The sequence below is a fragment of the Candidatus Methylomirabilota bacterium genome, assembly GCA_027293415.1.
Lineage (GTDB): Bacteria > Methylomirabilota > Methylomirabilia > Methylomirabilales > CSP1-5 > CSP1-5.
The window spans coordinates 23,608-36,032 of sequence record JAPUFX010000134.1 but is presented as its reverse complement, the minus strand read 5'-3'; the positions used below and the strand labels follow the sequence as shown (position 1 = coordinate 36,032).

Here is a 12,425-nt window from a genome sequence, read left to right as displayed (position 1 = left end):
CGGGGGGTACAAGATGGCTCATTGGCTGGAGGCGATGGATTCACGCGTCTCCGGTTCCGAGCAGGATGTGATCCCTGTGACCTTCGAAGGGCTCAGGATTGCACAGACGATCCCTTTCGTCCTTCGAGGCGTATCCATCCGATAAGCCCCCGGTGACTTCCCGAAGGCTCCCTCCCTGAGACTGTCTGGCCTGCGCGAGTCGCAACAACAAGAAAAGAAAGGATGAGGGGTCGGTACGATGCTACCGACCTGCTCGAGTGGCCATGAAGCGTGAGATCATCGTCAATTCTTCCATGGTGGAAACCCGCGTGGCGGTCCTGGAGGACGGCCAGCTGGTGGAGTTGATGATCGGGGACGTCAAGAAGGAGGGGCTTGCCGGCAACATCTATAAAGGCCGAGTACTCAAGATCCTCCCCGGGATGCAGGCGGCTTTTGTCGATGTTGGGCTCGACAAGGATGCCTTCCTCTTTGTCCGGGATATCTACGAGGATTTGGAGGAGTATGAGCGGGTCCTCACGGCTGGTGAGGAATTCGAGGGGGAGGAGCGAGTTGTGCCACCCCTTTCTTCCAAACGAGCCCCCCGGGGGGGCCAGCCCTCCATCGAGGAACTTCTCAAGGAGGGACAGGAGGTGCTGGTCCAGGTAGCCCGGGAACCCCTAGGCACCAAGGGGGCCAGAATCACCTCTCACATAACGCTTCCCGGGCGATTTCTCGTCTACATGCCGACCGAGCAGCACATCGGCATCTCGCGAAAGATAGAGAATGAGGGGGAACGGGTCCGCCTGCGCCGGATCGTGCAAGAGTTGAATGCGGGGACCGAGGGGGTGATTGTCCGCACCGCCGGGATGGGAAAGAAGCGGGGTGAGATCGCGGCCGATCTGGAGTTTCTCCAATCCCTCTGGCGAAAGATCAAAACCAGGGCGGAGACCCTGACCCCTCCCGCTCTGGTTCAGAAAGACCTCGATCTGGTCTTTCGAATTTTCCGCGACCTCTTCACTCACGAGGTCACCCGACTTGTAGTGGACAGTGAGGCGGAATATGAACGGTGTTTAGAGTTTGTCGAATCCCTCTTTCCCGATCTTCGTTCCCATCTTTTCCTTTACACCGAGGAGGACTCCATTTTTCGGTCTTTCGGTGTAGAGCGGGAAATCGAAAAGGCCTTGCGGCCGAAGGTGTGGTTGAAATCTGGGGGGTATATCGTCATCGAGGAAACCGAGGCGTTGGTCTCTATTGATGTTAATACAGGTCGCCATGTCGGTAAGCACGACTTCGAGGAGACCGTCTTCAAGACGAATCTGGAAGCGACCCGGGAGGTTTCGCGTCAGGTACGGCTCCGAGATCTCGGAGGGATCATCATTATCGACTTCATCGATATGGCGAGGCAGGATCACCGGGATCGGGTGCTTGCTGAGCTCAAGGAGCACCTCAAGCCCGATCGCTCTCCCACCAATGTGGTCCTCCTCTCCGAGCTGGGCCTCGTGGAGATGACCCGGAAGCGAGTCAAGCAGGGACTCATTCGCTCCCTCAGCGTGAGCTGTCCCAGCTGCGGGGGGACCGGCCTGCTTAGGGCCATCCCTTCCCTCGCCCACCAGATTCTGCGGGAGGCGGAGTGGTGGATGCTTAAACGAAAGCCGGGTCATCTCAAGATCCGCGCCCACCCAGAAGCGGTGAACTGGCTGAGGGCAGAGGAGGCGGAGGTGATCGAGGCCTTGCAGCAGAAGTTTGGGAGCGAGATCTCCCTTGCACTTGAGGAGGGGTGGCCGGTCGAGAAGTACCAAGTCTCCGAGGGATAACGGCATCTTGCTACCCGCACTCCGGGGCTTTCCCTATAATGCAGGGGGCGGTTTGCGCGTCGCCGGGTTTCTTGACAGCCGTTGGTATTCTTGGTAAAAGAAAAGATCCGGTTGTCAATTGTGAGGGAGGTTGGGATGTACGCGGTGGTAGAAACTGGTGGAAAGCAATATCGGATGGCCCCAGGGGGTGTTGTTGCCGTGGAGCGTGTGCCCGGGGACGTGGGCGAGGTCGTGGAGCTTTCTCGGATCCTCTTGGTCGCCGAGGGAGAGAAAGTCCAGATTGGATCTCCCCTGGTGCCAGGGGCGAAAGTACGCGCAACCATCTTGGGGCAGGTCCGGAGCGCAAAGGTTACGGTCTTCAAGTTCAAGCGGCGAAAGAAGTACCGGCGAAAGACTGGACACCGTCAGCGGCTGACCCGGCTGCGGGTCGAGGAAATCGCGGTTGGTTCATAGTTCAGGGTTCACGTTTCAGAAATAGAGTTCCACATGAGCCCTCTCCGAGGCATTTGCCGTGAACTATGAACCGTGAACCATGAACGGAGGGAAAGATGGCGCATAAAAAGGGATTGGGCAGTACGAAAAACGGCCGGGAGAGCCACGCGAAGCGGCTCGGGATGAAGGCGTTCTCTGGGCAGTTGGTCTCCGGCGGGAGCATCCTCGTTCGGCAGCGCGGGACCAGGTTCAAGCCTGGCTGGAATGTCGGGATCGGTCGGGATGATACTCTCTATGCGAAGGTGACCGGGACCGTTTCCGTTGTGCAGCGTGAGGGGCGAGGCCGGTTTGTGAACATTGCTCCGGTTGAGCCTGAGAAAACTCCCTAAACTCCGTGTTCATTGATGTTGCCCGGATCAGGGTCAAGGCGGGTCACGGCGGAAAGGGCTGCGTCAGTTTTCGGCGTGAAAAGCACGTCCCCAGGGGCGGCCCGGACGGGGGGGACGGAGGACGGGGAGGCAGCCTCCTCATGGAGGCCTCTCGGTCGGTGAGGACGCTCATCGATCCGAAGTACCAGCAGGTCTACCGGGCGCCAGGAGGGAAACACGGGCAGGGCAAGAAGAAGCACGGCCGTGATGGGGCCGATGTGGTCATCCGGGTTCCCTTGGGCACGGTGATCAAGGATGGGGAGACCGGCGAGATCCTGGGGGATCTCACCGAAGAGAGACAACGAGTCCTGGTCGCGCGAGGTGGCCGGGGCGGGCGAGGAAACGCCGCGTTCGCGACGGCAACGCGTCGAGCCCCGCGGAATGCCGAGGACGGGGCGGCGGGCGAGGAGCGCAACCTGCTCTTGGAGCTTAAACTCCTCGCCGAGATCGGGTTGGTGGGTGCTCCCAACGCCGGAAAGTCCACGCTTCTTCAGGCCCTCACCGCTGCGCAGCCCAAGATTGCCGACTACCCCTTCACGACCCTGGTTCCCAACCTGGGGGTTCTCGACTTTTCCCTCACCGAGCGAGTGACAGTCGCCGATATCCCGGGGCTCATCGCTGGGGCCTCGGAAGGTGCCGGGCTTGGTCTGACCTTTCTTCGCCATATTGAGCGGGTTCGCGTGATCGTTCACGTGCTCGATATCTCAGGGGGACACGACCCGCTCAAGGCGTTCCAAGACGTGGAGGAAGAGCTCACCGCGTACGGTCGCCCCCTCGGGCATCTCCCCCGACTGGCGGCGGCCAATAAGATCGATCTCCCTCATGAGAAAAACCTGGCGCGCTGCCAGTCCTATTTTGCCGGGCGGGGGATTCCGCTGTACCCCATCTCGGCTTTAACAGGAACAGGCCTTTCTGCCCTCAAGGATGGCCTTCGACAGGGTCTGAGCCTAGCGCCTGGCCAGAAGGAAGTTCGATGAACCGGGTCGAGCTGTGCAATGAGGTTCGACGTCTCGTGGTCAAGGTCGGGACGGGGGTCCTGTCCGGGGGCACTCCAGGCTTGGACGTGGCGGCGATCCAGGGACTGGCAAAGCAGATTGCGACCCTGATGGCCAAGGGGGTGCAGACGGTCCTGGTCTCTTCAGGGGCTATGTTGGCCGGGATCGAAAGGCTCGAGCGCGAGGAGCGACTGCGAAGCATCCCCCTGAAACAGGCCGCGGCCGCCATCGGTCAGAGTGCACTGATGGCTACCTACGAGGAGGCCTTTGCTCCGTTCGGGATCAAGGTCGCCCAGATCCTGCTCACGCGGGAAGATGTCCATGACCGAGTCCGATATCTCAATGCCCGGAACACCCTTTTCACTCTTCTCGCTCTCAATGTTCTCCCCATCGTGAACGAGAATGATACCGTGGCGGTGGAAGAGATCAAGTTCGGGGATAATGACATCCTATCGGCGCTGGTCGCTTCATTTGTAAATGCGGATCTTTTGGTGATGCTCACCGATCAGGAGGGTCTCTATACGGCGGACCCGCGCACCGATCCTGGGGCACGGCTGATCCCGGTTCTGTCCAGTCCGTTTCCCTCTGATGCCTTTTGGGCGGGTCCCTCCCGGACCCTCGTCGGGATCGGGGGTATGGCATCCAAAGTAGAGGCAGCCCGACTGGCCACCGCGTCCCAAATTCCCACGATCGTCGCCAACGGTTTCACGCCAGACATCCTCCTCCGCCTCTTGAGCGGCGAGTCCCTGGGGACCCTCTTTCTCTCCCGGGCCGTCAGGATGGGGAGCCGGAAACGGTGGCTGGCCTTCGCCACGCGTCCCCGAGGGGGGGTCCGGGTAGATGCGGGTGCTACACGGGCGCTGATCCACCAAGGGCGGAGTCTTCTCCCCTCAGGGATCCAGGGGACGGTCAAGTCGTTTCAGGTCGGGGACGTGGTATCGATCCTGGCCGCGGAGGGGGGGGAGTTTGCCCGAGGCCTCGTCAACTACAGCGCGGAGGAAGTGGAGCGGATCAAGGGACGCAAGAGTAGTGAGATTGAGCAAGTCTTGGGGTACAAACACTCTGACGAGGTCATACACCGAGATAACCTGGTGATCCTGGAAGGAGCGAAATGAAAGAAGTGGAGGCGTTGGCCGGCCAAGCCCGAGAGGCGGCACGAGCTATGGCCCTTGCCTCTACCGAGGTCAAGAATCGAGCCCTGCATGCGATGGCGGAAGGCCTGCTCGATCGCCAGGAAGAGATTCTCCAAGTCAACGCTCAAGATCTGGCCGCGGCGGAGGGGACGGGGCACCCGTCCGCCTTTCTGGATCGGCTGCGGCTCAGCCCCGAGCGCGTGCGGGCAATGGCGCAAGGTCTGCGAGAGGTAGCGGCCCTTCCGGATCCGGTCGGGGAGGCAACCGCGTTGGAGCGACGCCCCAATGGCCTCTGGGTGGGTCGCATGCGGGTCCCTCTGGGCGTTATTGCTGTGATCTACGAGTCCCGGCCGAATGTGACCGCCGACGTGACAGGCTTGTGCATCAAGACTGGCAACGCCATTCTCTTGCGAGGCGGCTCCGAGGCCATCCGGAGCAACACAGCGATCGCGGCTGTCCTGACGGCTTCGGCGGAGACCGTGGGCCTCCCCAAGGGAGTGGTGGGGATCGTGCAGACTACTGATCGAGCGGCGGTGCACACCCTCCTCAAGCTCGATCGGTACATCGATCTGGTCATCCCCAGAGGGGGGGAAGAACTCGTCCGGACAGTGAAGGAGATGTCCACGATCCCGGTGATTGCCCACGAGAAGGGTCTCTGTCATATCTATGTGGACGTGGCGGCCGATATCTCGATGGCCGAGGAGATAGTCTTTAACGCCAAGGTAGAGCGGCCAGGGGTCTGCAATGCCCTTGAGACCTTGCTCGTGCACGAGCAGGTTGCAGTTGAAGCCCTTCCCAAGATGGCGGCGCGCCTCGAATCCGCTGGCGTAGAGCTCAGAGGATGCCCCCAAACCCGGGCAATCCTGCCCCATCTGACGAAAGCCACGGACATCGATTGGGAGACCGAATATCTTGACCTGATCCTCTCCATCAAGGTGGTGGGATCGTTTGAAGAGGCAGTGGTGCATATTTGTCAGTACGGGTCGGGACTGGCCGAAGGAATCGTCACTGCTGATTATGGTCGGGCGATGCGCTTCCTCCGCGAGGTGGATGCCGGGACGGTCTTTGTAAACGCCTCCACCCGCTTTGCCGATGGGGGGGAGTTCGGCATGGGGGCAGAGATTGGCATCAGCACACAGAAACTTCACGCGCGGGGCCCTATGGGGCTCAAAGAATTGACCTGTGCGAAATTCATCGTGCTGGGCGAAGGCCAGGTCCGGGACTCCCGCCGTTAACGAGCGGTCAGCAATCAGCCGTCAGCAGTCAGCAAGAAGGAGCAAAGAGGCTGGTATGCTGGCAAGCTTGGAAGATCGGCCGTAGGAAAGTTGCAGGGGTGGGGGCGGCGAACATACATGAGCGGCACCGCTTAATTATTTTCTTGCTGATTGCTGACAGCGGACAGATGATAGCGCGGGTTTCGTGATGCGTATCGGTGTGACGGGGGGGACTTTTGATCCGATTCATCTCGGCCATCTCCGGGCGGCCGAGGAGATCTACTGGGCCTTCGGGCTCGATCACATTATTTTTGTCCCGGCGGCCCGTCCGCCTCACAAAGCCGACCAAGACGTGGCGGCGCCGATCCATCGGTATGAAATGGTCTCGCTGGCCACGGTCTTTGCCCCGTACTTCACTGTCTCTCCAATCGAGCTGAATCGGCCGGGCCGGTCGTACTCCGCGGAGACGATGCGGGAGCTACTCAAGTTGTACGGGCCCGAGACCCACCTCTACTTCATCATGGGGGTGGACGCCTTTCTGGAGATGAGCATGTGGAAAGAGGCTGGGGAGATCCTGCGGCTGGCGCAGGTGATCGTCACCGCCCGACCCGGCTGGCGTCTGGACGAAGTGGAAGATACGCTCACGCCCGAGCAGCGGCGACAACTGGGCAATCCCCAGTTTAAGTACCTGAAGATCTCAGAGGTGACTCCGGAGCTGAGTCAAGAGGGGCCGGTCCCCGGCCTGGTGCTGTTGGTGGAAGTGGTCTCCTTGGATCTCTCCTCCCGGGAGATCCGACAGCTGGTGGAGGAGGGGCGGAGCATCCGGTTCTTGGTCCCCGATACGGTGGCCGCTTATATGGCCAAGAATAAGCTCTATCAGCGATCGAAGGGGATTACGAGTGAGGGGGTTCAGGGGAGCCTCCTTGGAGGATGGGAAGAATAGAACCGAACCGACTGGTCGATCTGGCAGCGCACGCTGCCTGGGAGGTCAAAGCCAGGCATCCCATTATCATGGACCTCCGGGGGATCTCTAGTATTGCGGATCATTTTCTTGTCTGCAGTGCGGATTCGGACCGACACGTGCGCGCCATTGCCGATCACATCGGGGAGTGTCTCGAGAAGATGCACATCCGCCCACACCACCGGGAAGGGTATCATGGGGCGCGGTGGATTTTGCTTGACTACCATGATCTCGTCATACATATTTTCGACGAAGAAACGCGGCGCTACTACAATCTGGAGCGGCTTTGGGCGGATGCGCCGCAACGGGAGTACCAACGCTAGAGATGGTTTGGCTCGGGTGAGCGGCTACATCGCGACTGACAAGATCACCACATCCGGTCCACAAAATTCACGAGAGAAGAGCGAGAGAAGAGCGAGAGAAGAGGGGGAGCAGGTGAGGGCATCGAAGCTAAAGGAACTAGAGAAATGGCTCCTCGGAAAGCGAAAAGGGCTCTTGAGCGGGGTCCGTGCCCAGGCGAGCAATCTCGAGACGGGTAGTGGAACCTTAGACCTGGCCGACCAAGCGGCCAACGCGTACACCAAGGAGTTTCTCCTCTCGCTGGGAGATGCTGACAGGCGGCTGTTACGGCAGGTGGATGCCGCCTTGGAGAAGATCCGTCTCCGCACCTACGGTAAGTGCGAAAAGTGCGAGGGGGAGATTGCCCTCAAGCGCTTGGAAGCCGTCCCCTTTGCGGAGTACTGCATCTCATGCCAGGAGGAGGAGGAGCGCCAATAAACCGCTCCTTCCCGGACCGTTCTCCCCCCTGTGATTTTAGGCCTACCTTGGCACCCTCCCTCGACAAGGGGCACCACGTGAGGCTCGCGCGATCGAAGCGGTGGGGCCTGGAATTCTATTTCTCCTTCCTCCGGTTCCTGCTCCCGGCCCGATGTGCCGTCTGTGAGGGCACCCTCGGGCTCGGCTCTCGGTCGGTCGTCTGTGGGGGTTGCTGGGGCCGGGTTAAGTTCCTTGACCCTCCCTTCTGTCCTCGATGTGGGCGGCCCTTTTGGGGGCACACTGTCGTCCATCCCCCGTCTCATCTGTGCCAAGGTTGTCGAGTTCGGCAGCCTCAATACCTTCTCGCTCGCTCGGCCCTTCTCTATGAGCGAGATGATCCCCTCCGCGAGGTCCTCCTTCTCTTCAAGCACGGCCGGAGGGATGCCCTGGGCGGACCCCTGGGCCGTCTCATGGCCGACCGGGCAACGCACCTCTTTGGTCATCCCACCCTTGATGCGGTCGTGCCGGTTCCCCTCCACCGGAATCGTGAGCGAGAGCGTGGGTTTAACCAGGCCGAGATTTTGGCCAGGGTTGTCGGGAAACGTCTGCAGCGGCCCGTCCTCCGGAAGACTCTGCGGCGGATCCGTCCAACCCTCCCGCAGACCGGCAAGCGTCGGGAGCGCGTGCGGAATGTTCGTGGAGCCTTTGCCGTCGGAAATCCGGAGAAGATCAAAGATCGGACTTTCCTCCTGGTGGATGATGTGCTCACGACCGGGGCGACCGTCAACGAGTGTGCGAAGGTTTTGATGAAAGCCGGTGCTCAGAGGGTCCTTGTCTACACCCTGGCGCGGGCGCTGTAAGGTTGACTTCGCTGAATATCGCCTCTATTATTAAATAAAAATTGGTCTTTTCGATTTACGATTTACATTTCACTGATGTTCTGTCCTGGGCCACACGAGGGAGAGGAGGACGATGATGGCCATTCGTGTCGGAATCAACGGCTTTGGGCGGATCGGGCGGAACCTGTACCGGGCAGCGCTTCAGGACCCGGACCTGGAATTTGTGGCCGTCAACGACATCACCGATGCCAGGACTCTCGCCCACCTCTTGAAGTACGACTCGATTCTCGGCAGGCTGAATGCCCAGGTTGAGGGTAAGGAAGACAGCATCGTTGTGAACGGCACGGCGATCAAGGTGCTGGCCGTCAGAGACCCTGCCAGCTTGCCCTGGAAGGACCTCGGCGTGGAGTACGTCGTGGAATCCACGGGACACTTCACCGATCGAGACAGTGCCTCGAAGCACCTGGCGGCAGGGGCGAAAAAGGTTATTATCTCTGCCCCGGCCAAAAACCCCGACTTCACGGTGGTCCTCGGGGTGAACGAAAAGGCATATGACCCTTCGAAACATCACGTCATCTCCAATGCGTCATGCACCACGAACTGCATCGCTCCCGTGGCAAAAGTGGTGCATGAGCAGTTCCGCATCAAACACGGGTTCATGACGACGATCCACTCGTACACAAATGACCAGCACCTCCTCGACCTCCCCCATAAGGATCTCAGGCGGGCCCGGGCGGCGGCCCTGTCCCAGATCCCAACCACGACGGGGGCGGCCAAGGCCGTGGGATTGGTCTTGCCCGACCTGCAGGGAAAGCTCCATGGCATTGCCATCCGTGTCCCCACCGCCAATGTCTCGCTCGTGGATCTGGTGGCAGAAGTGGAGCGGGTGGCGACGCAGGAAGAGGTGAACCAGGCTTTTCAGAAGGCGGCCCAGGGGGAATTGAAGGGAATTCTGGAGTATACAGAGGAGCCCTTGGTCTCTGTCGATTATATCCATGACCCCCATTCCGCCATCGTGGATGGACTATCCACGTCAGTCATCGACAGCACGCTGGTGAAGGTGTTGGCGTGGTACGACAATGAGTGGGCGTACTCCTGCCGCCTGCGAGATGTGATCAAGTACATGGCCTCCCGCTAGATTGGTTCACAGTTCACGGTTCATGGTTCATGGTGAAGTGATGCGGACTGAACTGACGCTGGGCTGAACTCTGAACCATGAACCCTCAACCATGAACGGGCCCAATGTTTAATAAGGTATGCATCGACGAAGTCGAGCTCAAGGGCAAGAGGATCCTGATCCGCGTGGACTTCAACGTCCCCCTGAAGGACGGCCAGGTGACCGATGATACCCGGATCCGGGAGAGTTTGCCCACGATCCGCTATGCCCGTGAGCAGCGGGCAAAAGTGATCCTCTGTTCCCACCTCGGTCGGCCCAAAGGCAAGCCTTCCCCGGCGTTCACCCTGAAACCGGTTGCCGAACATCTGTCGCAGCTTCTCGCGGCACCCGTGCGAATGGTCGAGAATTGTATTGGAGCAGGGGTGCAGGCGGCTGTAAAAGCCCTACGGCCCGGCGAAGTCCTTCTCCTCGAAAACCTGCGCTTTCACCCGGAGGAGGAGAAAAATGCGGAGGATTTCGCCAGGACCCTTGCGGACCTCTGCGATGTGTACGTCAACGACGCATTCGGCGCTGCGCACCGGGCTCATGCGTCGACGGCCGGCATTACCCATTTTGTCCCGGTCGCGGCGTGCGGCTTTCTCTTGAGAAAGGAAATCGAATACCTCGGAAAGCTCCTCACCGCTCCGGAAGATCCATTTGTGGCGATCATGGGAGGGGCAAAGGTCTCGGACAAGATTGGGGTCCTGAAGAACCTGATCGAGAAGGTGGACACGTTCCTGCTCGGGGGCGGCATGGCCTATACGTTCTTGAAAGCGGTAGGGGGTTCGGTGGGCAAGTCCTTGGTGGATGAGGACAAACTGGAGTTGGCTCGCGAGACGATGAAAGCGGCCCGGGCCGCCAAGGTCCCCTTCCTGCTGCCTCCCGACCATGTCGTGGCGGAACGGATCGAGCCCAATGCCCCGACTCGGGTGGTGGATGGCCCTGAAATTCCCGAGGGGTGGATGGCCCTCGACATCGGTCCCAAGACGCAAGAGGCTTTTGCTGTGATAATCAAAGGGGCACGGACGGTTCTCTGGAACGGCCCCATGGGCGTCTTCGAAACTCCCCCATTTCATGAGGGGACTTGGGCCGTCGCGGCTGCAGTCGCGGCTAGCGGGGGTAGCTCGATCATCGGTGGGGGAGATACCGCGGCAGCGGTGGTCCAGGCAGGGGTGGCAGATAAGATGACTCACATTTCGACGGGGGGAGGAGCATCTTTGGAGTTTCTCGAGGGAAAGGAACTGCCCGGGATCGCGGCTTTAACCGATAAGCAATAAATTTCGACGACCGACGTCCGATGACCGACAACAGAAACAGATGTCCCTTTTTATTCTTCTCGGTCATCGGTTTACGGTCATCGGTGTACGAGCGATGCGGATACCTTTAATCGCGGGCAACTGGAAGATGTACCTAACCACCGCTGATGCGGTGGCGCTGGTGAAACAGCTCCAGTCGCTTTTGGAGGAGCATGACGACGAGGCAGAGGTGGTGGTGTGCCCCCCCTTCACCGCCTTGCCGGCAGTGGCTGGAGCCCTCAAGGGCTCTCGGATCGGTCTCGGGGCACAGAACATGCACTGGGAAAAGGAAGGGGCGTTTACCGGCGAAGTCTCCCCATTGATGCTAAAGGATGTCGGATGCCGGTACGTGATCTTGGGCCATTCCGAGAGACGGCAGTACTTTGGCGAGGCCGACCCGCAGGTCAACCGGAAGCTGAAGACGGCCCTGGAGCACCGACTGACCCCCATCCTCTGCGTCGGTGAGACTTTGGTAGAGCGGGAAGACGGTCGCACGTTTCAGGTGGTCGAGGGGCAGCTGCAGGGGGGGTTGAGCGGCATTCCCGCTCAGTCGGCGGAAGGAATCACCGTAGCCTACGAGCCGGTGTGGGCTATTGGGACCGGACGCACCGCCAGTGCAGAACAGGCAGCGGAAGTTCACAGCTTGATCCGGGAGCGACTAGCTGAGCTCTGGGGGGAGGCAATGGCCAATGCAGTCCGTATCCTTTACGGGGGGAGCGTCAAGCCCGACAATATCGATGGACTGATGGCCGAGCGGGATATCGACGGGGCATTAGTGGGTGGGGCGAGCCTGAAGGCGGATACCTTTGCGCGGATTGTGCGTTTCGAGAAAGTATAAAGTCCGACGTCCACCGGTGACCGACCACCGATGACCGAAGACCGAGTACCGATGATAGTTGACCGACTTTCGACGGCCGAAGAAGTATCTATTAATCTTTTACGGTCATCGGTTTACGGTGATCGGTCGTCGAATAACGGTCACAGATCAACGGTCATCGAATAACGATTAGAGAAGGAGGATCGATGCACGCAGTACTGCTGATTCTGCATGTCCTGCTGGGCTTAGCCTTGATCGGGGTGATTTTGATCCAGACCGGGAAGGGAGCAGACATTGGCGCAGCCTTTGGTGGGGGGTCTTCTCAGACCGTCTTTGGAGGTCGGGGACCGACCACGTTTCTGCATAGGATGACCACCGCACTTGCTGCCCTGTTTATGGTGACCTCGGTCATCCTCACGATCTACGCCGTCCGGCAACAACAACCTACTTCGGTAATCCCGGAGGAGCCGGTAAGGGCAGCGCCAGCAAAGTCGGCCCCGGCGCAGCCAGCCGAGCCAGTCCCGGCACAGCCAGAACCTCCCCCCTCGGCACAGTAACGAACACTCTGTCGTGACCGTGATGACCGGGCGCACGTGCCAAACCCTA

At 60.0% G+C, this 12,425-nt stretch carries 14 protein-coding genes; all 14 read left to right on the top strand.

Going from position 1 to position 12,425, the window contains the following annotated elements:
• Positions 1–263: 263 nt before the first annotated feature.
• The 14 genes from O6929_09800 to secG all read left to right on the top strand — a co-directional run bounded on the left by O6929_09800 (position 264) and on the right by secG (position 12,376).
• Positions 264–1,793, top strand: coding sequence for an Rne/Rng family ribonuclease (locus O6929_09800; protein ID MCZ6480678.1), 1,530 nt, complete (start codon positions 264–266; stop codon positions 1,791–1,793).
• A gap of 135 nt (positions 1,794–1,928) precedes the next feature.
• Complete coding sequence (gene rplU / locus O6929_09795; GenBank protein MCZ6480677.1) at positions 1,929–2,246, top strand: 50S ribosomal protein L21; 318 nt, start codon at positions 1,929–1,931, stop codon at positions 2,244–2,246.
• A gap of 95 nt (positions 2,247–2,341) precedes the next feature.
• Positions 2,342–2,614: a 50S ribosomal protein L27 gene (rpmA, locus tag O6929_09790; GenBank protein ID MCZ6480676.1), complete on the top strand. Its 273-nt coding sequence runs from the start codon at positions 2,342–2,344 to the stop codon at positions 2,612–2,614.
• Positions 2,615–2,619: 5 nt separating this feature from the next.
• Positions 2,620–3,630 (top strand): GTPase ObgE, encoded by a 1,011-nt coding sequence (gene obgE / locus O6929_09785; protein MCZ6480675.1) that lies wholly within the window; start codon positions 2,620–2,622, stop codon positions 3,628–3,630.
• Positions 3,627–4,763 (top strand): glutamate 5-kinase, encoded by a 1,137-nt coding sequence (gene proB / locus O6929_09780; GenBank protein MCZ6480674.1) that lies wholly within the window; start codon positions 3,627–3,629, stop codon positions 4,761–4,763. The genes obgE and proB overlap by 4 nt, the downstream gene beginning before the upstream one ends.
• Positions 4,760–6,016: a glutamate-5-semialdehyde dehydrogenase gene (locus O6929_09775; protein ID MCZ6480673.1), complete on the top strand. Its 1,257-nt coding sequence runs from the start codon at positions 4,760–4,762 to the stop codon at positions 6,014–6,016. Before proB ends, O6929_09775 begins: the two co-directional genes overlap by 4 nt.
• 187 nt (positions 6,017–6,203) lie before the next feature.
• Complete coding sequence (nadD, locus tag O6929_09770; GenBank protein MCZ6480672.1) at positions 6,204–6,938, top strand: nicotinate-nucleotide adenylyltransferase; 735 nt, start codon at positions 6,204–6,206, stop codon at positions 6,936–6,938.
• Entirely contained in the window at positions 6,926–7,279 is a 354-nt protein-coding gene (gene rsfS / locus O6929_09765; GenBank protein ID MCZ6480671.1) for a ribosome silencing factor, read from the top strand. Before nadD ends, rsfS begins: the two co-directional genes overlap by 13 nt.
• A 112-nt stretch (positions 7,280–7,391) precedes the next feature.
• On the top strand, positions 7,392–7,733 hold the full coding sequence (locus tag O6929_09760) for a TraR/DksA family transcriptional regulator (GenBank protein MCZ6480670.1): 342 nt from the start codon (positions 7,392–7,394) through the stop codon (positions 7,731–7,733).
• Positions 7,734–7,810: 77 nt separating this feature from the next.
• Complete coding sequence (locus O6929_09755) at positions 7,811–8,572, top strand: ComF family protein (GenBank protein ID MCZ6480669.1); 762 nt, start codon at positions 7,811–7,813, stop codon at positions 8,570–8,572.
• Between the two features lie 115 nt (positions 8,573–8,687).
• A complete protein-coding gene (gene gap, locus O6929_09750) occupies positions 8,688–9,689 on the top strand; it encodes a type I glyceraldehyde-3-phosphate dehydrogenase (GenBank protein ID MCZ6480668.1) in 1,002 nt (333 codons plus the stop codon).
• A 104-nt stretch (positions 9,690–9,793) separates the two neighbouring features.
• Complete coding sequence (locus O6929_09745) at positions 9,794–10,984, top strand: phosphoglycerate kinase (protein MCZ6480667.1); 1,191 nt, start codon at positions 9,794–9,796, stop codon at positions 10,982–10,984.
• Between the two features lie 94 nt (positions 10,985–11,078).
• Entirely contained in the window at positions 11,079–11,840 is a 762-nt protein-coding gene (tpiA, locus tag O6929_09740) for a triose-phosphate isomerase (GenBank protein MCZ6480666.1), read from the top strand.
• Between the two features lie 185 nt (positions 11,841–12,025).
• Entirely contained in the window at positions 12,026–12,376 is a 351-nt protein-coding gene (secG, locus tag O6929_09735) for a preprotein translocase subunit SecG (GenBank protein MCZ6480665.1), read from the top strand.
• The last annotated feature ends 49 nt before the right edge of the window (positions 12,377–12,425 follow it).